Origin of the sequence: Rhizobium sp. NPDC092011 (genome assembly GCF_044756305.1) — a bacterium.
Classification (GTDB): Bacteria; Pseudomonadota; Alphaproteobacteria; order Rhizobiales; family Rhizobiaceae; genus Rhizobium.
Genome location: NZ_JBIVSO010000003.1, coordinates 1 through 20,238, shown reverse-complemented (window position 1 = coordinate 20,238; position 20,238 = coordinate 1). Strand labels below are relative to the sequence as shown.

17 protein-coding genes are annotated in these 20,238 nt (G+C 60.3%); 8 read left to right on the top strand and 9 right to left on the bottom strand.

What is annotated here, in order from left to right; translation table 11 throughout:
* Positions 1 to 187 precede the first annotated feature (187 nt).
* Both ACIQJ2_RS15310 and ACIQJ2_RS15305 read right to left on the bottom strand, forming a co-directional pair.
* A complete protein-coding gene (locus ACIQJ2_RS15310) occupies positions 188 to 331 on the bottom strand; it encodes a hypothetical protein (RefSeq protein ID WP_199149669.1) in 144 nt (47 codons plus the stop codon).
* A gap of 154 nt (positions 332 to 485) precedes the next feature.
* Positions 486 to 1,619 (bottom strand): NAD(P)/FAD-dependent oxidoreductase, encoded by a 1,134-nt coding sequence (locus ACIQJ2_RS15305; protein ID WP_400676129.1) that lies wholly within the window; start codon positions 1,617 to 1,619, stop codon positions 486 to 488.
* A 185-nt stretch (positions 1,620 to 1,804) separates the two neighbouring features.
* Here ACIQJ2_RS15305 and ACIQJ2_RS15300 point away from each other — a divergent pair, with 185 nt between their 5' ends.
* From ACIQJ2_RS15300 to ACIQJ2_RS15270, 7 genes are all read left to right on the top strand, one after another.
* Entirely contained in the window at positions 1,805 to 3,241 is a 1,437-nt protein-coding gene (locus ACIQJ2_RS15300) for a glutamine synthetase family protein (RefSeq protein WP_199149667.1), read from the top strand.
* A 12-nt stretch (positions 3,242 to 3,253) separates the two neighbouring features.
* A complete protein-coding gene (locus ACIQJ2_RS15295) occupies positions 3,254 to 4,552 on the top strand; it encodes an NAD(P)/FAD-dependent oxidoreductase (RefSeq protein WP_400676050.1) in 1,299 nt (432 codons plus the stop codon).
* A gap of 132 nt (positions 4,553 to 4,684) precedes the next feature.
* Positions 4,685 to 6,160 carry a glucose-6-phosphate dehydrogenase gene (gene zwf / locus ACIQJ2_RS15290; RefSeq protein WP_199149665.1) on the top strand — a complete coding sequence of 492 codons (1,476 nt, stop codon included), beginning with the start codon at positions 4,685 to 4,687 and terminating at the stop codon, positions 6,158 to 6,160.
* Between the two features lie 15 nt (positions 6,161 to 6,175).
* On the top strand, positions 6,176 to 6,874 hold the full coding sequence (gene pgl, locus ACIQJ2_RS15285; protein ID WP_400676053.1) for a 6-phosphogluconolactonase: 699 nt from the start codon (positions 6,176 to 6,178) through the stop codon (positions 6,872 to 6,874).
* A 168-nt stretch (positions 6,875 to 7,042) separates the two neighbouring features.
* Positions 7,043 to 8,860 (top strand): phosphogluconate dehydratase, encoded by a 1,818-nt coding sequence (edd, locus tag ACIQJ2_RS15280; protein ID WP_199149663.1) that lies wholly within the window; start codon positions 7,043 to 7,045, stop codon positions 8,858 to 8,860.
* A 91-nt stretch (positions 8,861 to 8,951) separates the two neighbouring features.
* Entirely contained in the window at positions 8,952 to 10,322 is a 1,371-nt protein-coding gene (locus ACIQJ2_RS15275) for a metallophosphoesterase (RefSeq protein WP_400676055.1), read from the top strand.
* A 161-nt stretch (positions 10,323 to 10,483) separates the two neighbouring features.
* Positions 10,484 to 11,113, top strand: a complete 630-nt coding sequence (locus tag ACIQJ2_RS15270) for a hypothetical protein (RefSeq protein ID WP_199149661.1) — start codon at positions 10,484 to 10,486, stop codon at positions 11,111 to 11,113.
* Between the two features lie 142 nt (positions 11,114 to 11,255).
* Here ACIQJ2_RS15270 and ACIQJ2_RS15265 read toward each other — a convergent pair whose 3' ends face one another.
* From ACIQJ2_RS15265 to ACIQJ2_RS15240, 6 genes are all read right to left on the bottom strand, one after another.
* Positions 11,256 to 11,609, bottom strand: a complete 354-nt coding sequence (locus ACIQJ2_RS15265; protein WP_199149660.1) for a hypothetical protein — start codon at positions 11,607 to 11,609, stop codon at positions 11,256 to 11,258.
* A 197-nt stretch (positions 11,610 to 11,806) separates the two neighbouring features.
* Complete coding sequence (locus ACIQJ2_RS15260; RefSeq protein WP_400676058.1) at positions 11,807 to 12,898, bottom strand: ABC transporter ATP-binding protein; 1,092 nt, start codon at positions 12,896 to 12,898, stop codon at positions 11,807 to 11,809.
* A gap of 22 nt (positions 12,899 to 12,920) precedes the next feature.
* On the bottom strand, positions 12,921 to 14,573 hold the full coding sequence (locus ACIQJ2_RS15255; protein WP_400676060.1) for an alpha-glucosidase family protein: 1,653 nt from the start codon (positions 14,571 to 14,573) through the stop codon (positions 12,921 to 12,923).
* 36 nt (positions 14,574 to 14,609) lie between these two features.
* Entirely contained in the window at positions 14,610 to 15,773 is a 1,164-nt protein-coding gene (locus ACIQJ2_RS15250; RefSeq protein ID WP_199149657.1) for a carbohydrate ABC transporter permease, read from the bottom strand.
* 1 nt (position 15,774) lies between these two features.
* Positions 15,775 to 16,791 carry a carbohydrate ABC transporter permease gene (locus tag ACIQJ2_RS15245; RefSeq protein ID WP_199149656.1) on the bottom strand — a complete coding sequence of 339 codons (1,017 nt, stop codon included), beginning with the start codon at positions 16,789 to 16,791 and terminating at the stop codon, positions 15,775 to 15,777.
* Positions 16,792 to 16,914: 123 nt separating this feature from the next.
* Positions 16,915 to 18,276, bottom strand: a complete 1,362-nt coding sequence (locus ACIQJ2_RS15240) for an ABC transporter substrate-binding protein (RefSeq protein WP_199149655.1) — start codon at positions 18,274 to 18,276, stop codon at positions 16,915 to 16,917.
* Positions 18,277 to 18,588: 312 nt separating this feature from the next.
* On the opposite strand from ACIQJ2_RS15240, the gene ACIQJ2_RS15235 reads away from it, so the two are divergent.
* Positions 18,589 to 19,620 (top strand): substrate-binding domain-containing protein, encoded by a 1,032-nt coding sequence (locus ACIQJ2_RS15235; RefSeq protein WP_199149654.1) that lies wholly within the window; start codon positions 18,589 to 18,591, stop codon positions 19,618 to 19,620.
* 21 nt (positions 19,621 to 19,641) lie between these two features.
* On the opposite strand, the gene ACIQJ2_RS15230 is transcribed toward ACIQJ2_RS15235, so the two are convergent.
* On the bottom strand, positions 19,642 to 20,238 hold a 597-nt coding region (locus ACIQJ2_RS15230), incomplete at its 5' end, for a bifunctional methylenetetrahydrofolate dehydrogenase/methenyltetrahydrofolate cyclohydrolase (protein ID WP_400746549.1).

Here is a 20,238-nt window from a genome sequence, read left to right as displayed (position 1 = left end):
ACTTGCAGTAGAGCTCGCCCCATGAAATCGCCGCGAATTGTGGGTGCGATTAATTAATTTTCAGATAAGGGGACCGGCGCAGGTTGCATCGCTCGAAAAAACATCCGCAATGGTTGGTACCATCGGTGTTTCGTGCCGAGGAAAACCGTCGCTGAGCGACGGCTGCAGTGTGTCTTGAGCGGCTCTATTAGAAGCCGCGTACTGCCAGCAGGGCAATGCAGGCAGCAGTAATGCCAGTCGCCAGCATCAGAAGTCTTGCTGCCACGAGCTTGGCATTATCCCGAGTCTGAGCGATTGCAATGGCACGAGCACGACGCTTTGTTCTGTTCATGAGCATATTCCCATTTTCGCACTGACACGATAACCAGCAAAAGGTACTTTCGGCAACTGCCAATGTATTCAACAAAGATGTAGGAAAGAAAAACGCGAGTACCAGTGGTGTGTTCCATTTTGTCACAATTGCGACAACACCTTGAAATGGAAGCTCAAACCGCCTCGCCGGCAACATGGCCCGATGCCCAGGCCCATTGGAAGTTGTAGCCGCCGAGCCAGCCTGTGACATCGACGCATTCGCCGATGAAGAAAAGGCCCGGAACGGTTTTCGCCCGCATCGTCCGGGAATCGAGGGAGCCGGTGTCGATACCGCCAAGGGTCACTTCGGCCGTTCGATAGCCTTCCGAACCGGATGGCTTAACGGACCAGGACTGGATGGCTGATGCAAGCTGCTGCAGGCGTTTGTCGGATTGGTCGGCCATATTGCCGGCCACGCCTTCGTTCTCGACGAAGTGCTGCGCCAGCCGTTTTGGCAAGATCTCCGCAAGTGCCGTTTGCGCCGACTGCCGACCATTGGCTTGCTTGGCATTCCTGAGAAGTCCGAAGACATCGATGTCGGGCTCAATGACGACGGTGATATCCTCGCCCTCCCGCCAATAGGAAGAGATCTGCAGGATAGCGGGACCGCTGAGGCCGCGATGAGTGAAGAGCAACGCTTCGCGGAACGCCGTCTTGCCGTGGCGAATTTCGGCGGGCGCCGCAATACCCGACAGAGGCGCCAGGCGTTGAAGCAGTTGCGGATCGAGGGTCAGCGGGACAAGCCCCGGCCGGGTCTCGACGACGGGCAAGCCAAACTGCTCGGCGATGCGATAGGCAAAGCCTGTTGCGCCCATCTTTGGAATCGACTTGCCACCGGTCGCGATGACGAGTGACGAGGCCTCGAAGGCCCCTTCGGACGTTTGGATGCGAAAGCCGCCAGCCGATTGCTCGATCCCGCCGATGTCGGTGCGCAACCACAGCTCCGCGCCGGCCGCGCGCATCTCGTCGGTCAGCATGCGGATGATGTCCTTGGCGCTGCTGTCGCAGAAGAGCTGACCAAGCGTTTTCTCATGCCAGGCGATGCCATGGCGCTCTACCATGGCGAGAAAGTCCTGAGGCGTGAAGCGGGCAAGCGCCGATTTGGCGAAATGCGGATTGGCGGACAGGAAATTCTTCGGGCCGGTATGGATATTGGTGAAATTGCAGCGACCGCCGCCGGAAATGCGGATCTTGTCCCCGGGCGCCGCGGCGTGATCCAGCACGGCGACAGACCGCCCGCGCTGGCCGGCGCGAATGGCGCACATCATACCTGCCGCGCCCGCACCGAGGACGATCACATCATATCTGCCTGCCACTCTTGAGCCCTTCATTCTTCGCCGCGCTCTATCGTCATTTTTCCATCATACGGCGAAAGTCCGAGCGGTTTTCCCCCTCGCCAATTGGCAAACTGCGGTTATGATGCAATCACCGATCAACCCAAATACGGTGTTTTATGCCTGCGAGAAAGACCCCGCTGAAAGCTTCAGTGCCTGCCTCGAAAATCCCGACGGTGCCTCCCAGCCTGCGATCGGCACGCGGCGTGGCAAACTGGAAGGAAGCGGCCCAATGGCTGCGGGCGCGCGGGATCGAAGACATAGAATGCATCACACCCGACCTTGCCGGCGTACCGCGCGGCAAGATGATGCCCACCTCGAAGTTCACGTCCAATACGTCGCTGGCGCTGCCTTCGGCGATCTATCGCCACACGATTTCGGGCGAATATCCGGAGGAGACCGAGAGCTTCCGCTATGAGCCGCGCGACAGCGATCTGAAGCTGGTGCCGGACCTTTCGACGCTTTCCGTCGTGCCCTGGGAAACCGACCCGACGGCGCAGGTGATCTGCGATATCGTCAATTCCGAAGGCCATGCCGTATCTTACACGCCGCGCAACCTCTTGAAGAAGATCATGGGGCTCTATCGCGATCGCGGCTGGAAGCCAGTGGTCGCGCCCGAGATCGAGTTCTATCTGGTCGCCAAGAATGACGACCCGGACTATCCGCTGCATCCGCCGAAAGGCCGCTCCGGCCGCTCGATCCTCGGTGGCCAGGGCTATTCGATCGCCGGCATCAACGAGTTCGACGAGTTGATCGACGACATCTATCACTTCTCGGAGAAGCAGGGTCTGGAGATCGACACGCTGATCCATGAAGAAGGTCCCGCACAGCTTGAAATCAACCTGCGCCACGGCGATCCGATCGAGCTGGCCGACCAGGTGTTCATGTTCAAGCGTACCATTCGCGAGGCCGCGCTGAAGCACGGCATCTATGCGACCTTCATGGCCAAGCCGATGCAGAGCCAGGCGGGTTCGGCGATGCACATCCACCAGTCCGTCGTAAATATCGAGACCGGCAAGAACGTCTTCACCAATCCGGACGGCAGCCCTTCGCAGGAGTTCTTCTACTTCATCGGCGGCATGCAGCGCTATGTACCCAACGCGCTCGCCATGCTTGCGCCCTACGTGAATTCATACCGACGGCTGGCGCCGAACATGTCGTGCCCGGTCAACAATGCCTGGGGCTACGACAATCGCACCACGGCGTTCCGCGTGCCGGTCTCAGATCCGCAGGCTCGACGCGTCGAGAACCGGCTGCCGAGTTCCGACGCCAATCCTTATCTTGCCCTTGCCGCTTCGCTCGCCTCGGGGCTGCTTGGCATCATGAAGCAAGTCGAGCCGACCGCGCCGACGGAAGATTCCGCCAATGAAGGCTCGATCGATCTGCCGCGCGGCCTGCTGGAAGCAATCGCCCTTCTCGAAGACGAGCCCGCTTTCGAAGAGGTTCTCGGCAAGGAGTTCATCGACATTTATGTCGGCGTCAAGCGCGGTGAATTCGAAACCTTCATGCAGGTGATCAGCCCGTGGGAGCGGGAATTCCTTCTGCTCAACGTGTGAAGGAGATCGCCCATGACGCTGCAGGAAACATGGCAGAGCCCGATCGCGCCAGGACTTTCCTTCTACCAGGCAACCGTCGGCCCGCGCCCGCTTTATCCCAGGCTCGACGGCTCGCGCCGGGCTGACGTCGCTATCGTCGGCGGCGGCTATACCGGCCTTCAAGCCGCCTACAATCTCGCCAAGGGCGGCGCCAGCGTCGTTCTCATCGATGGCAACCGCTTCGGCGACGGTGCCTCGGGCCGCAATGGCGGGCAACTTGGCACCGGCCAGCGCTGGTGGCCGGAAGAGATGGAAGAGAAGATCGGCTACGAGCGCTCGAAGGCGCTTTTCGATCTGGCCGAGGACGCCAAGCGACATCTTCTCGACTTCTCCGCCGAGCACGGCATCGACATCGATTTCCTGCCCGGCCAGATGAATGTCACGCACAAGCGCAGTTACAAGCGCGACTACATGGAAAATGCCGAGATCGCCGCCACCCGCTACGGCTATCCGCATATGAAGTTCATGGACGAGGCCGAGACCCAGGAACGGCTGGGTTCGAGCTTCTATCTCTATGGCGTCAGGGATATGGGCACGGGCCATATCCACCCTTTGAAACTGCTGATCGGCCTTGCCCGCGTCGCGGCAGATGCCGGCGCGGCTCTCTTCGAAATGACCAAGGCGAAGGGCTTCCGGCAATCGAGCGGCAAGACCATTATCGAAACGGATGGCGGCGAGATCACCGCCGACCGGGTGCTGATCGCCTGCAACGGCTATATCGGCAATCTGGAGCCCGTGACGGCGAGCCATGTCATGCCGATCCGCTCCTTCATCGGCGCCACCGAACCGCTCGACCGCTTTCCGCAAGTACTTCCCGGTAACGAAGCCGTGGCCGATTCGCGGTTCGTGGTACGTTATTTCCGCAAATCGAAGGATGGCCGCCTGCTGTTCGGCGGGCGCGAGGCCTATACGTCGGATAATCCGCGCGACATAACGCAGCACATTCGTCGCCAGATCGCCGAGATCTATCCAGCTCTTGGCGATATCAAGATCGATTATGCGTGGGGCGGCTCGGTCGGCATCACCATGCCGCGGCAACCTTTCGTGCGCGAGGTCATGCCGGGTGTCACCTCCATCGGCGGCTATTCCGGCCACGGGGTCATGCTGTCAAATTATTGCGGTAAACTCTATGCGAAAACGGTTCTCGGGAATGCGGACGAGCTTCACCTCTTCAAAGAGCTGAATATCCCTGCCTTCCCCGGCGGAGCGCGCATGCGGGCACCTCTGCTGTTCCTGGCGCTCTCGTGGTTTGCACTGCGCGACAGGTTTTAGAAACCGGAAGATGAATTCTTCCGTCGGCGATCCGCGCCAAAAAGCCGAGTCTGATTTTTGCGATGCACACTGGCCTTTTTAAATCGATTAGATTAAAAGGGGCCTCAACCAAGACCGATTGAGAGATACCTCATGAGCAGCCAGATCATTCCCGTTGAACCATTTGATTATGTCGTTTTCGGCGGCAGCGGCGACCTTGCCGAACGCAAGCTCCTGCCCGCTCTTTACCATCGTCAGGTCGAAGGTCAGTTTTCCGAGCCGACGCGCGTCATCGGTGCTTCGCGCAGCGCTCTTTCCAATGAAGAATACCGCAAGTTCGCCGACGCCGCCCTCAAGGAACACCTGAAGAAGGGCGAATATGACGAGGCCGAAGTCAAGAAGTTCCTCGCCCGCCTGTTCTACGTGCCGGTCGATGCACGCAGCGATGCCGGCTGGGATCAGCTCAAGAAGCTGCTGGACGAAGGCAAGGAACGCGTGCGCGCCTTCTATCTCGCCGTCGCTCCGGGCATTTTCGGCGACATCTCGCAGAAGATCCACGATCACAAGCTGATCACCAAGCAGACGCGCATCGTCGTCGAAAAGCCGATTGGCCGCGACCTCGCTTCCGCTCTGCAGCTCAACGACACCATCGGCAAGGTCTTCAAGGAAGAGCAGATCTTCCGCATCGACCACTATCTCGGCAAGGAAACCGTGCAGAACCTGATGGCGCTGCGCTTTGCCAACGCCCTCTACGAGCCGCTGTGGAACGCCAACCACATCGACCACGTGCAGATCACTGTCGCCGAATCGGTCGGTCTCGAAGGCCGCGCCGGCTACTACGATACCGCCGGCGCCCTGCGCGACATGGTGCAGAACCATATCCTGCAGCTGCTTTGCCTGACCGCGATGGAAATCCCCTCCTCCATGGATTCGGAAGCCGTTCGCGACGAGAAGCTGAAAGTCTTGCGCGCGCTGAAGCCGATCGACGCTTCCAATGTCGAGCAGGCGACCGTTCGCGGCCAATACCGCGCCGGCGCTTCGGCGGGCGGCCCGGTCAAGGGCTACCTCGACGAGCTGGAGGGCGGCGTTTCCAACACCGAGACCTTCGTCGCCATCAAGGCCGAGATCGGCAATTGGCGCTGGGCCGGCGTTCCCTTCTACATCCGCACCGGCAAGCGTCTTGCCGGCCGCGTGTCGGAGATCGTCATCACCTTCAAGCCGATCCCGCACAATATCTTCGATCAGGCCGCTGGCCGTATCGTCGCCAACCAGCTCATCATTCGCCTGCAGCCTGATGAAGGCGTCAAGCAGTCGCTGATGATCAAGGATCCGGGTCCGGGCGGCATGCGCCTGCGCAACGTCTCGCTCGACATGAGCTTCGCGTCTGCCTTCAACGTCCGCAATCCGGACGCTTATGAACGCCTGCTGATGGACGTCATTCGGTCCAACCAGACGCTGTTCATGCGCCGCGACGAAGTGGAAGCGGCATGGGAATGGGTCGACCCGATCCTCAAGGGTTGGGAAGCAACAGGTCAGCAGGTGCAGGGCTATACCGCCGGCACCTGGGGTCCGAGCCAGGCTATCGCGCTCATCGAGCGTGACGGCCGCACCTGGCACGACGACATCTAATCCGGGACGATAACGATGACAGCGAATATGCATGCTTTCGCCAATGGTGCCGAACTCGCCGGCAAGCTCGCGGACAAGGTGGCCGAGACCCTCTCGGCCGCGGTTGCTGCGCGCGGTTCTGCAAGCATCGCGGTCTCCGGCGGCTCCACGCCGAAGGCCTTCTTCCAGGCGCTGTCATCGCGTTCGATCGACTGGGGCAAGGTAACGATCACCCTCGTCGACGAACGGTTCGTGCCGGCGGATAATCCGCGCTCGAACCATCTGCTCGTTCAGGAAAACCTGCTGAAGGACAAGGCGGCTGCCGGCACGTTCCTTCCGCTCTATCAGGCTGCGGCTTCCGTCGAGGAGGCCGCGGTCATCGCCACGGAAAAGACCAAGGCTGTCGACCATCCCTTCGATGTCGCCATCCTCGGCATGGGCAACGACGGCCACACGGCATCGTTCTTTCCGGGCGGTAGCAATCTCCGGACCGCACTCGATCCGAACACCCCGCGCGGCATCATCACGATGGAAGCGGAAGGTGCCGGCGAGCCGCGTCTGACGTTCACCTTCTCCAGCCTTCAGGATGCCAGATTGCTGGTGCTCCATATCGAGGGAGAAGGCAAGAAGGACGTTTTGGCCAAAGCCGAAGCGTCGGGCGAAGAAACCGAGATGCCGATCCGCGCCATGCTGCGGCGGGCCGCTTCCCCGGTCGAGATTTATTGGGCTCCCTGACACAGCCGGCAGGCCGCGTCATCGAACCCTGAATGACACAGCAACATGTGCTGCGCCATGTGCCCTTGCGGGCGCAGCGGCAAAGCATTGACTTTTGGACCCCGCGCCACGCCCCCTACCGAACCGGATCTTCGGGCTTTGCGCAGAACAGACGGAGGCAGATCGACCATGGCCGCTGACGCCCGCATTTCCAAGATTACCGCACGCATCGTCGAGCGCTCGAAGCCGACGCGCGAACGTTATCTGGACCGCCTGCGCAATGCCGCAACCAGGGGGGCGCAACGCTCCGTGCTCGGCTGCGCCAACCTCGCACATGGCTTCGCCATCTGTTCCCCCTCCGAGAAGGACGCACTGGCAGGAGACCAGGTGCCCAATCTCGGGATCATCACATCCTATAACGACATGCTCTCGGCGCATCAGCCCTTTGAGACCTACCCTGCGATCATTCGCCAGGCGGCGGCCGAAGCGGGCGGCATCGCCCAGGTTGCCGGCGGCGTGCCGGCCATGTGCGACGGCGTCACGCAGGGCCAGCCCGGCATGGAGCTCTCGCTCTTCTCGCGCGACCTGATCGCCATGTCCGCTGGCGTCGGCCTGTCGCACAACATGTTCGATGCGGCTGTTTTCCTCGGCGTCTGCGACAAGATCGTGCCCGGCCTCGTCATCGCCGCCCTCTCCTTCGGCCATCTGCCCGCCGTGTTCATTCCGGCCGGACCGATGACCTCGGGCCTGCCGAACGACGAGAAGTCGCGCGTGCGCCAGCTTTATGCCGAGGGCAAGGTCGGCCGTGCCGAACTGCTGGAAGCAGAATCGAAGTCCTACCACGGCCCCGGCACCTGCACCTTCTATGGCACCGCCAATTCCAATCAGATGCTGATGGAAATCATGGGCTTCCATATGCCTGGCGCTTCCTTCGTCAATCCCGGCACGCCGCTGCGCGAAGCGCTGACACGCGAGGCGACCAAGCGCGCGCTCGCCATCACCGCCATGGGCAATGAATTTACGCCGGCCGGCGAAATGATCGACGAACGCTCGATCGTCAACGGCGTCGTCGGCCTGCATGCGACAGGCGGCTCGACGAACCACACGATGCACATCGTCGCCATGGCGCGCGCTGCCGGCATCGTGCTGACCTGGCAGGATATTTCCGAGCTGTCCGATATCATTCCGCTGCTGGCCCGCGTCTATCCGAACGGGCTTGCCGACGTGAACCATTTCCATGCCGCCGGCGGCATGGGCTTCCTCATCAAGGAACTCCTGAAGAAGGGGTTGCTGCACGAGGACGTACGCACTGTCTACGGCCACGGCCTCGGCAACTACTCCATCGACGTCAAGCTCGGCGCCGACGGCAATGTTGCCCGCGAGCCCGCCCCGGACAAGAGCCACGATCCTAAGGTGCTGGCAAGCATCGATACACCGTTCCAGAGCAATGGCGGCCTGAAGATGCTGCGCGGCAACATCGGCAAGGCCGTCATCAAGATTTCCGCCGTCAAGCCGGAACGCCACATCATCGAAGCGCCAGCCGTGATCTTCCACGATCAGCTGGAGATGCAGCAAGCCTTCAAGGATGGCAAGCTCAACCGCGACTTCGTCGCCGTCGTCCGCTTCCAGGGCCCGAAGGCCAACGGCATGCCCGAACTGCACAAGCTGACGCCAGCGCTCGGCGTGCTGCAGGACCGCGGCTTCCGCGTGGCGCTTCTAACCGACGGCCGCATGTCAGGCGCATCGGGCAAGGTTCCCGCCGCCATCCACGTGACACCGGAAGCCATCGATGGCGGCCCGATCGCTCGTATTCGTGAAGGTGACATCATCCGCATCGATGCGATCGCCGGCACGCTCGAGGTGCTTGTCGACGCCGCCGACATGGCCGAGCGTGAACCCGTCGTCGCCGATCTCTCAGAGAACGAGTTCGGTATGGGTCGCGAGCTCTTCGCCCCCTTCCGTCGTGCCGCGGGTCCTGCCGATCAGGGTGCTAGCGTCCTGATTTAAGAGCAACTTACGGCTGCTCGCGTCACAGGATTGACAACTGAATTGACTAATCCCTTGGGTATTGCACGCCAATTCCCAAGGATCGAAATTCATGTTGAAGTCATTGCTCGGACGCCGCCAGGCGCTGAAATTTCTCGCAGGCACGGCCGTCCTGCCGGTGCTCATTTCGGCCATGCCTGCCGAAGCTGCCCAAAAGCCTCTGCGTGTCGTCATCCTCTCGGACCTGCATTCGGCCTACGAACGCATGGGACAATTGCTGTCGGCAATCGAAAAGCAGGTCGCAAGCAATGAGGGGCCGCACCTTGTCGTGCTGAACGGCGATCTCTTCGAGTCCGGGAATGTGGTGGCGACGCGTTCGGGTGGCGAGATCGACTGGGCGTTCCTTGCAGCCCTTGCGAAGGTAGCTCCGACCGTCGTCAATATCGGCAATCACGAGCCCGATCTCGACAACGACCTCGCGAATTTCGTCACGCGAGCATGCGGGCTTGGCGTCACCGTACTCAGCAATATCATCGACAAGCGCACCGGCGCACCCTACACGCAGGCTTCGGCTCAGCTGACGCTCGATGGCCGGTCGATCACCATCGCCGGGTTTGCGACCGATGCGATCAAGACCTATCCCAAAGCCACACGCGACATGCTCGACATTCCGCAACCGGTGGAATGGGCCAAGAAGAACCTTCCCGGCGTTCTCAAGAGCGATAGCATCAATATTGTGCTCAGCCATGCGGGTGTCGTGGCGGATCGCGATATCCTGCCGATCCTTCCCGAAGGTACGCTCATTATCGGCGGCCACGACCATCTGAACCTGACTCATGAACAGGGTGCCACGCGCTATGTTCACACGGGTTCCTGGTCGACCGCGATCACGGTCGCGAGCATTGCCGCGCCCGGCACGGCACCAGCCCTCCAGCGCGTCGATATCGACGCTGCCGGCGCTCCCTCCGCCGCACTCAAGGATCTCATCCCAGCCGTGCTCGCTCGTCATCTCACGGATGAAGATCGCGCAACCGTCGGCAAGAGCGCCAAGACCATGACGGTGGATGAGGTCGGCCGGTTTGTTGCTGATGTGATGACGAAGAAGACCAAGGCCGATGTCGGCTTCGTCGGCCACACCTCGTTCGGTGCAGGCCTGCCCCAGGGCGAGGTCAACCGCTACAGCTTCAATGCCTCCGTGCGCTTCGACGGCAAACTGATGCGGACCGAAGTCGATGCCGCCACACTCGGGGCCATCCTCACCCGCTGCAATCAGGAGGGCGATATACCGCTTGCTGCACGCACGGGCGACTATCTCCACGCGGCGCCGGTCGATCTGCCGAAAAAGGAGCGTTATACCCTCGTCTGCAACGATTGGTCGGCGATCAACCAGAAGAGCTATTTCGGTCGCGAAGATCTGGTCTTCTCGGAAGTGGCCGACGCAAAACTGAAGCAGGCAGTGCTCGACACGATGGCAGCTGGATAGCTACCCGCCGGCCCAAAGCGCAACTCCGCCGTGGATGGAGACATTCCAAACACTCCTTCGCGGCGGATGCAGTCGCGCGTGCGCAGTGGAAAACCCACTCACCAAATCTCGACTCTTAGTTGAGATTCTGCTTCACTCGAAGCGGGAAATTGGGGACCATCATGAAATTGAAGATCGTATCGGCGCTCGCGTTGAGCGCACTCCTTGGCGCGTGCCAATACAAGGCCGAACCGCTGCCTGTTGCAACATACAACGTATACTCGTCTTACGACGGCAAGCTGCCGGGCAAGTATTTTCTCTATGTGGATGCAGCCAAGCTGGACAGGCCGATAAAGCCTTCCGATTTCAACTGTGCGGCCCATACGTTCCCGCTCAATGTATCAACGAGCTTTGCAAGCTCCGTCCGTCAGACATTCACCAATCTGGTGACCGAATTGGAGGTCGTTCAGCAACCGGTGGGTCGAGACCAATTGAAGGCTCGGGGCGCTCGCGGCATGATCATTGTCCGCGGCGAGGAACTGAACGGTCGTCTGCGCGTGGTTCCAGGATTCTGGTCTGCCGGCATGGAAACGGAAGTAGAAATGGCCGCTTCGATTACAGTTGACGGTGTTAATGGCCGTCTTCTCGGAGCCACTGTCTCCGGCAGCGGCAATGGTCAAACCGATGCAGGTTTCGCCTGTGAAGGGGGAGCTAAATCGCTTGTCGATTCTGCAGAGCATGCCCTGAAGGAAACGCTCGGCCGGCTGGGTGAAGCACTTACAAACTCCGAACGCGTCCGCAAGGGAATCTGATCTCCGTAAGGCTGGCTCAAGCGGTGCCTGCCGGCCTCGATTTCAACGGCTGGCAACGATTTGAGATCGCCGATGAAGTCTGGAAAGAAGGAAGCCCTGCGCGACTTTAAGCGCGCCGGGCTTTCTTGCTCCGTTGGCCTACTCAGGCGCGAATATCCAGCACGCGGTTCTTGTGGGCCGGGTGCGTGCTGTAGACGAAGATCTTGTTCATCTCCTTGTCCGTCAGCAGACGCAGGAAACGGACTTCCACCGTGTTGTTATGGAATACCTTCATGAGCACGCAGCCAACCTTGGTGATGCGGGCGTCTGGGATATCAAGATAGAACTGCTTTGGCAGATTATATTGCGTGAGGATCGCAAGAACGGCGCTGCTCTGCGAGATGCGGATGATATCGCAACGGCGCGAAGCGAGATTCATCACACCTTTTTCGGTGTATTCGAGCCGCGCTGCGTTCATCGTATCTTCCATGCGGAACCGCGCTTCGCGGTCATACATGAAGGATTCTTCCTTGTTGAGAAAATGCTGACCTGAATTAGCTCTGCCGAACGCGGCCATCTTGGTAAATCCCTAGGGTATATTACGAAGAGGAGACTATCAGGCGGTCTTTAACAGAAGGTTTGAACGCGCCGGCTCAGCAAGAATTTTGATGTTCCTCCCGGCCGACGCTATCATTACTCACAAGCGGTATCCCGTTACTGCTTGCGATAGGAGTGGCCGCTGGCATCGAAGAGATGCAGCTTCTGTCGATCGGCTGCGAAGCGCAGCTTCTGCCCGCGATGGATGTCGGCGATGCCAGGCACCTTGACGATGATCGGTTCGCCGTCGACCAAGCCTTCGATGTAAAGCTGGGTCACTTCGCCGAGCGCCTCAACGATGGCGACTTCGCCCTCAAAAAGATAGTCGTCATCGGTTGCAATGCGCAGATCTTCCGGGCGCACACCGAAGCTCGCCTGCTTGCCCTTCTCCGACACTTGCGTCGGCATGTCGAGCGTCACCGCCTTGCCACCCGTCAGCGTCACGGTCGTCGTTGCGCCGGTTTCGGTTACGACGGCGGGAATGATGTTCATGGCCGGCGAACCGATGAACTTTGCCACGAACAGGTTTGCCGGACGCTCGTAAAGTTCGAGCGGCGCGCCCACCTGCTCGACGCGGCCTGCTGACAGAACCACGATGCGGTCGGCAAGCGTCATGGCTTCCACCTGATCATGGGTGACGTAGATCATCGTCGTCTCAGGCATGGACTGGCTGAGCTTGGCAATCTCGATGCGAGTCGCGACGCGCAGCGCAGCATCGAGGTTGGACAGCGGTTCGTCGAACAGGAAGACCTTCGGGTTGCGGCAGATGGCGCGGCCGATGGCGACGCGCTGGCGCTGGCCACCGGAGAGTGCCTTGGGCAGACGTTCGAGATACTGGCCGAGCTGCAGGCTGGCCGCCGCTGCGCGAACGCGGCGGTCGATTTCCTGCTTGCTTTCGCCGGCGATGCGCATGCCGAAGGCCATGTTGTCATAGACGGTCATGTGCGGATAGAGCGCATAGGACTGAAAGACCATGGCGATGCCGCGCCTGGAGGGCGGAACCTCGTTCACCTTCTGACCGGCAATCATCATATCGCCGGCGGTGATGCTCTCCAGCCCGGCAATCATCCGAAGCAAGGTGGATTTGCCGCAACCCGAGGGGCCAACGAAGACGATGAACTCGCCTTCGTTGATCTCCAGATCGATGCCGTGCAGCACATGCACGTTGCCGTAGGATTTTCTGATGTCCTTCAGAACAAGTCCGGTCATCTATGCTCCTCCTCCCAAAGGCTCAGCCAAGACGCGCGAAATAAGCGCCCCAGGCCGGAATGTCGATTTTGTTGCCGTAGTTGTTGCTGGTAAAGCCATGTCCCGTCAATGCCTGCCAGTTGCCCTCGGGCAAGCTGGCCACAGCTTCGGCAGGACTCATATTCAATACGCAGAGAATTGTCTCACCATCATGGATGCGGGTGTAAAGCAGCACATCGCCCTGCGGTTGCAAAAAGGCGATCTCACCCTTGGCGAAGGCCGGATGCTGCTTGCGGAAGGCAAGGAAGCGGCGGTACTGCTCGAGCACCGAGTTCTCGTCGCCCTGCTGGACGCTGACGGCGCGCAGAATGTGCTCCACCGGCACAGGCAACCAGGGCTTGACCGTGGAGAAGCCGCCCTGAGCCACCTGGCTGTCCCAGACCATCGGCGTGCGGCAGCCATCGCGGCCCTTGAACTCGGGCCAGAACTGAATGCCGTAAGGATCCTGCAGATCCTGATAGGCAAGATCGGCTTCGGTGAGTGCCAATTCCTCGCCCTGGTATATGCAGACGGAACCGCGCAGCGTCAGCAGCAGCGCAGAATAGAGCTTGGCGAAAGCATCGCGGTCGGCGACCAGGTTGCCCCAGCGGCTGACATGACGCACCACGTCGTGGTTGGAGAAGGCCCAGCAGGCCCAGCCTTCCGGCGCAGCTGCGTCGAAATCATTCATCACCTCTTCGACACGCTCCGGCGATAGAGCGTCCGGCGCGAGGAATTCGAAGGCGTAGCACATATGCATCTTGTCGCCGCCGGATGTATATTCGCCGACGATTTCGAGGCCGCGCTGGCTGTCGCCGACTTCGCCGACGGCGGCGATGGCCGGATATTCGTCGAGCACCGCGCGGAAGCGCTTCAGGAACTCCAGGTTCTCTGGACGGTTCTTGTCGTAGAGATGCTCCTGGAAGTTATAGGGATTGACCGCCGGCGCGGTGGAGGCATTGCGACGCGATGGCTCCAGAGCGGGATTGTCGCGCAGTTCCTTGTCGTGGAAATAGAAGTTGATGGTATCCAAGCGGAAGCCATCTACGCCGCGGTCGAGCCAGAAACGCACGACATCAAGCAGCCGGTTCTGCACTTCCGGATTGTGCAGGTTCAGGTCCGGCTGCGACGTCAGGAAGTTGTGCATGTAATACTGCATGCGTGTCGGATCCCACGCCCAGGCCGAGCCGCCGAAGATCGACAGCCAGTTGTTGGGTGGGGTGCCATCCGGCTTGGCATCGACCCAAACATACCAGTCCGACTTGGGATTATCCTTGCTCGACCGGCTTTCGACAAACCAGGGATGGCGATCCGAGCTGTGCGACATCACGAGATCGATCATCACCTTGATGCCGAGGCGATGGGCTTCCGTCATCATCGCATCGAAATCGGCCAGCGTGCCGAAGATCGGATCGACATCCTCGTAATTGGAAACGTCGTAGCCGAAATCGCGCATCGGCGAGGTGAAGAACGGCGAAATCCAGATCGCATCGACTCCGAGTGCTGCGACATGCGGCAGGCGGGCGGCGATACCCTTGAGGTCGCCAATGCCGTCACCGTTGGAGTCCTGATAGGAGCGCGGATAGATCTGATAGATCACGGCGCCGCGCCACCAGTCCTTGTCAACTGCCGAAACCGATTGAGGGGCAATGCTCATGCTGATTAAGTCCTGTCTGGATGATATGATCTTGGCTCAGCCCCCCTTCACCGACCCGGCGAGCAGACCGCGCACGAGATAGCGCTGCAGACCGAAGAAGACGAGGAGCGGAATAAGGATGGTAACGAAGGCGGATGCCGTCAGGATTTCCCAGTTGCCGCCACGCGAGCCGAGCAGTGCATTGAGCGCGGCCGTCAGAACCAGATGATCCTTGTCGGTGCCAAGGAACACCATGGCGATCAAGAGGTCGTTCCACACCCAGAGGAACTGGAAGATCGCGAATGAGGCGAGCGCAGGGAAGGATAGAGGCAAGATGATCTTGACGAAGATATCGAAGTCGCTGGCGCCGTCGACACGGGCGGATTCGATGATCTCCTTGGGCAGGCCGGCAATGTAGTTGCGCAGCAGATAGATGGCGAGCGGCAGGCCGAAGGCCGTGTGGGCGAGCCAGATGCCCGGATAGGTCTTCGACGGCACTCCAAAGATCTGGCCGATCTCGTTATAGATGCGCAGAAGCGGGATCAGCGACATCTGTAGCGGCACGACGATCAGGCCGACGACGAGCGCTATCAACAAGGCGCGGCCCGGAAAGTCCATCCATGCAAGCGCATAGGCGGCAAAAGCCGCAATCAGGATCGGGATGACCGTTGCCGGGATCGTCACGGTCAGCGAATTGATGAAGGATTGACCGATACCCTCGCCGCGCAGGACGGAACGGTAGTTGTCGAGGGTGAATTGCGGCGGCGTGGCGATCGTCAGATAGATGCGCTTGCTGCGGGCGTCGGCTCCGAAGGGACCGCTCTTCTGATAGCGATAGCTGCCATCGGCATTGACGGTGAGCGTTTCGCCATTGCCGAGATCGGCGGTCGAGCCGACTTTGTAGGCCGCCGGCTCCTGAACGCGCAGGCCGAAGGACTGGATCCTGCCGTTGCCGCTGTTGCCTTCGCCGGCAACCGTGCCGGCAATAACGTAATTGGCGCCGTCCTGCTTTGCCTTGTCGGGGCCATCGAGGCGGGCGGCCGCTGTCTGCGACGAGCCGGCGAAGGCCGTCCACCAGCCGGAGACGACGATCTGATCCTTGTCGCGGATAGCCGTGACGAAGATGCCAAGCGTCGGCAACAGCCAGAGGAGGACGATGAGCAGCACCGCGGCATGAACGAAGATGCGGGCGGGGCCGATACGACCGAGATTTCCAAGCATGTCAGCGCCCCTTCGTTTCTGCGTTTGCACGACGGATGTTCCAGATCATGATCGGCGTCACGGCCGCCATGATGACGAGCGCGATGACGGCGCTTCGGCCGCTGTCGCCGCCGCCGCGGAACATCCAGTTGAACATCAGGTTGGCGAGTACCATCGTGTTCCATTGACCGTTCGTCATGGTGAGCACGATGTCGAAGACCTTGAGCACGAGGATGGTGATGGTGGTCCAGACCGTGGCGATCGTGCCCCAGACCTGCGGCACCATGATCTTCCAGAAGATCTGCCAGCCATTGGCGCCATCGATGACGGCGGCTTCGATGGTTTCCTCGGGGATGCCGCGCAGCGCTGCCGAGAGGATGACCATGGCAAAGCCGGTCTGGATCCAGATGAGCATGACCATCAGGAAGAAATTGTTCCAGAAGGGAATGGTGATCCAGACTTCCGGCGTACCGCCGAAAAGCTGGACGACGGCGTTCAATAGGCCGATCTGCGCATCGGTGCCGCCGCGATATTCGTAGATGAACTTCCAGATGACCGATGCGCCGACGAAGGAAATGGCCATCGGCATGAAGATGACGGCCTTGGCGATGTTGCCCCACCAGATGCGGTCGGTCATGACGGCGATCACGAGGCCGAAGAAGGTGCAGGCTGCCGGCACGACTGCAAGCCAGAGAATGTTGTTGAAGATCGACTGGCGAAATTCGGTGTCGTAGAAGGCCCAAACGTAGTTGGCGCCGCCGACGAACTGGCTGCCATCAGGCCCGTAGAAGGACAGGATGAGCGTCGCGATCACCGGGTAGACCAGATAGACGATAAGCAGGAATAGCGCCGGCCCCAGAAACAGCCAGGGGCGGATGAGGCCGCGGCGACGGAGATTGACCGCCGCCTGATGGACATCGGTTCCCTCCTTTGCGGGAAAGATCAGGTCCAAGAATTTGTTGGAGAACCAGAAATAGGCGGCGCAAGCGGCGACGCCGAATATCATGGCGCCAATCGCCGATACGATCTGCGAAAACATTCATTCCCTCCCCGAATTTACCTGCTTGAGGCCGTCATTCCGGCATCGGCTGCGCTCAAAAGCGCGCCGTTTGAATGCTTGTGGCGCCGCCGGCAGGTGCCGGCGGCGATTAGGCTTTGAAGCTTACTTGATGGCGTCCCAAGACTTCTGGATCCCGTCGGCGACATCCTGTGCGGACTTGCCGCCGACGAAGTCCACCATGCCGGTCCAGAACGAGCCAGCACCGATTTTGCCCGGCATCAGGTCGGAACCGTCGAAGCGGAAGGTGGTAGCCGAGGTCAGGATTTCGCCTTCCTTGCGCAGCGTGTCGTTGGCATAGGCCGCCGTGTTGACGGACTTGTACGGCGTCAGGAAGCCGGACTGCGCCATCCAGACTTCCTGGGCGATCGGCGTCTGCAGGAACTGGATGAAGGCGCGAGCGGCCTTCGAGTCCTTGGTGATGGTTGCGAGCGTGCCAGCACCTTCGACCGGCTTGCCGAGTTCAGGATGCGACGCATAAGGCGGGAAGTAGAAGAAGTCCGCATCCTGGCCGAGCTTGGTGCCATCCGGGAAGAAGGACGGGATGAAGGATGCCTGCTTGTGCAGATAGCACTTCGGCGGAACCGTGAAGAGACCCTTCGGGCTGTCGCGGAAGTCCGTCGAGGCAACCGCGGCAACGCCACCGGCAACATATTTCGGGTTCTTCGCGAACTTGCCGAATTCTTCGATGGCCGCAACGACCTTGGGGTCATTGAACTTCAGCGTGTTGTCGACCCAATGATCGTAATCCTGTGGCGTATTCAGGCGCAGCATCAGATCCTCAACCCAGTCCGTTGCCGGCCAGCCGGTTGCGCCACCCGAACCGAGACCGATGCACCAGGGCGTGCCGCCGTCCTTGACGATCTGATCCGAAAGCTTGATCAGGTCCTCCATGGTTGTGGGCACTTTATAGCCGGCTTCCTCGAAGTTTTCCGGAACGTACCAGACCAGCGACTTCAGGTCGGCCTTATATGGGAAAGCGTAGAAGGCGTCCTTGCCATCCTTGCCCTTGTAGGTGCCGTAGCCGACCCAGCTGTCACCGGCGCCGTAATTGGTCTTGACCCAACTTGCCACGTCATCGCCGAGCGGCGTCAGATAGCCCTTGCTGGCGAGGTTGGCGAGAAGACCCGGCTGCGGAAGGATGGCCACGTTCGGTGGCGAACCGGCCTGCGTATCGATGACGATCTGCTGCTCGTAGTTTTCCGAGGATGAGTACTTGGCGTTTACGCCGGTCGCCTCGGTGAAATAATTGAGGACACTGGTGAAGAGAGCCTCGTCCTCGCCACGCCAGGGACCGAAGATGGTCAGCGTCTCACCCTTCAGGTCGGCATGCGCGGCCTTGAAGTCGTCGTAGCTCTTCCAGTTGAACTTGGAGTCCTGGCCGGGCTGGAACTTCAGATCGGCCGACATCGCCGTGCCAGCCAAGAGAGCGGCAGCAGCAACGGTCATCAAAAACAGTTTCTTCATGTGGTTGTCCTCCCAAATACGAAACCCATGAGCCTAAACACGTTTCCGTGCGATGCGCCCCATTCCTCAAAGCGCTTTGGCTACCTTCTCTCATCCATTGAGGACGCGACAAAGTCAAGCGATTTTCAGTTTTCGACCAATATGCACAGCAAATCTCGCGTTGCAGCATAAAATAAGCGCCGATATTTTCGCTAATTATCTTGTCTCAATCGCTACGCCTGCTACATACTTGAAAGCGCTTTGGAGGCCATGGACGCGTCGGGAGGTTGCGTTGGCATCTTAGCGGGTGAGGAGTTGGAGGAGCCTAAATACGTGAATCTGAAACAGCTATCGCAAATGCTGGGGCTGTCGCAGACGACAGTCAGCAGGGCCTTGAACGGCTACCCGGAGGTCAATCGCGAGACGCGCGAGCGTGTCCTCAAAGCGGTTCGGGAAACCGGCTACCGGCCCAACAAGGCGGCGCAAAGGCTTGCCACCGGCAAGGCCGGATCCATCGGGCTGGTCATGCCGACCTCGTCTGCCAACTCCTCGGATGCGCATTTCAGCGAGTTTCTGACCGGCCTTGGCGAGGAAGCTCTAAGACACGACTTTCATTTCGTGTTGACACCTGCCGACCCAAACGATGAAGTCGGCGCATTGAGACGGCTGGCGGCAAGCGGCAATGTCGATGCCCTCTTCGTCAACTACATGCGCGGCCATGATCCGCGCCTGGAGATGTTGAAGACGCTGTCCATGCCCTACCTCGTGCATGGGCGCTCCATCGGCTCCGAGCCGGACTATCCCTTTCTCGATATCGACAACGAAGCCGCCTTCTACGATGCGACCAAGCTGCTGTTGCAGCTTGGGCATAAGCGCTTTGCGTTGCTGAACGGCCCCATCTATCTCGATTTCGCCATTCGCAGGAAGAACGGCGTCGAAGCCGCCCTTGCCGAACGCGGCCTAACGCTGGACGAGGAATGCGTCAGTCACACGGCGATGACCGACGAGCAAGGCCTGCTCGTGACGGAGCGCATTCTGCAGATGGAAAAGAAGAGGCGGCCAACCGCGGTGCTGTGCTCCAGTACCGTGCTGGCACTGGGCGCCGTTCGCGCCATCAATCAGGCAAAGCTCAGGCTTGGCGAAGACATCTCGATGATTGCCCATGACGACGTGCTGACATTGCTCAAACCCGAGAACTTTACGGTACCGCTCACGACGACGCGCTCATCATTGCGTTCGGCCGGGGTGCGTATCGCCGAACGGTTGATCGGCGAAATCAAGCAGACGGAAACCTTCCCGGCTCAGGAATTGTGGAAAGCGGAATTGATCGTGCGCGCCTCGACCGGCGTTGCGCCGGCCGACTGATCTCATCTCAAGCGCATTGCCTTAGAAGCGCGGCGGCTTTCTGCCGGCGACGCGATGAGCCGCAATGACGGTATTGGCCATCAGCATGGCGATCGTCATCGGCCCGACGCCACCCGGAACCGGCGTGATCGCTCGTGCGACTTCGGAGGCCTCGGCAAAGGCGACATCGCCGACCAGACGGCTCTTGCCCTCGCCGCGCTCCGGCGCGTCGATGCGGTTGATGCCGACATCGATCACCGTCGCCCCCGGCTTGACCCAGGCTGCCCTGACCATCTCCGGACGGCCCACAGCCGCCACCAGAATATCGGCGCCTCGCGCCACGGCAGCTAGGTCCTTGGTGCGTGAATGCGCCATCGTCACAGTCGCATTGGCATTGAGCAGCAATTGCGCCATCGGCTTGCCGAACAGGTTGGAGCGGCCGATGACAACGGCATTCAAGCCCGACAGGTCTTCGCCACGGATCGAGCGCACCAGCAGCATGGCGCCGGCCGGCGTGCAGGAAATCAGCCCGGTCGCGAGATCACCGGTCGCAAGCTTGCCGGCATTGACCACATGCAGGCCGTCGACATCCTTATCCGGCCGGATCGACTGGATGATCGCATCCGAATTGAGATGTTT

Coding starts and splice junctions, on each gene's coding strand:
- edd (WP_199149663.1), top strand. CDS start 7,043: ATGGCCGCTGACGCCCGCATTTCCAAGATTACCGCACGCATCGTCGAG.
- ACIQJ2_RS15270 (WP_199149661.1), top strand. CDS start 10,484: ATGAAATTGAAGATCGTATCGGCGCTCGCGTTGAGCGCACTCCTTGGC.
- ACIQJ2_RS15240 (WP_199149655.1), bottom strand. CDS start 18,276: ATGAAGAAACTGTTTTTGATGACCGTTGCTGCTGCCGCTCTCTTGGCT.
- ACIQJ2_RS15305 (WP_400676129.1), bottom strand. CDS start 1,619: ATGATGTGCGCCATTCGCGCCGGCCAGCGCGGGCGGTCTGTCGCCGTG.
- zwf (WP_199149665.1), top strand. CDS start 4,685: ATGAGCAGCCAGATCATTCCCGTTGAACCATTTGATTATGTCGTTTTC.
- ACIQJ2_RS15250 (WP_199149657.1), bottom strand. CDS start 15,773: ATGCTTGGAAATCTCGGTCGTATCGGCCCCGCCCGCATCTTCGTTCAT.
- ACIQJ2_RS15265 (WP_199149660.1), bottom strand. CDS start 11,609: ATGTATGACCGCGAAGCGCGGTTCCGCATGGAAGATACGATGAACGCA.
- ACIQJ2_RS15295 (WP_400676050.1), top strand. CDS start 3,254: ATGACGCTGCAGGAAACATGGCAGAGCCCGATCGCGCCAGGACTTTCC.
- ACIQJ2_RS15300 (WP_199149667.1), top strand. CDS start 1,805: ATGCCTGCGAGAAAGACCCCGCTGAAAGCTTCAGTGCCTGCCTCGAAA.
- ACIQJ2_RS15310 (WP_199149669.1), bottom strand. CDS start 331: ATGAACAGAACAAAGCGTCGTGCTCGTGCCATTGCAATCGCTCAGACT.
- ACIQJ2_RS15255 (WP_400676060.1), bottom strand. CDS start 14,573: ATGAGCATTGCCCCTCAATCGGTTTCGGCAGTTGACAAGGACTGGTGG.
- ACIQJ2_RS15245 (WP_199149656.1), bottom strand. CDS start 16,791: ATGTTTTCGCAGATCGTATCGGCGATTGGCGCCATGATATTCGGCGTC.
- pgl (WP_400676053.1), top strand. CDS start 6,176: ATGACAGCGAATATGCATGCTTTCGCCAATGGTGCCGAACTCGCCGGC.
- ACIQJ2_RS15275 (WP_400676055.1), top strand. CDS start 8,952: ATGTTGAAGTCATTGCTCGGACGCCGCCAGGCGCTGAAATTTCTCGCA.
- ACIQJ2_RS15260 (WP_400676058.1), bottom strand. CDS start 12,898: ATGACCGGACTTGTTCTGAAGGACATCAGAAAATCCTACGGCAACGTG.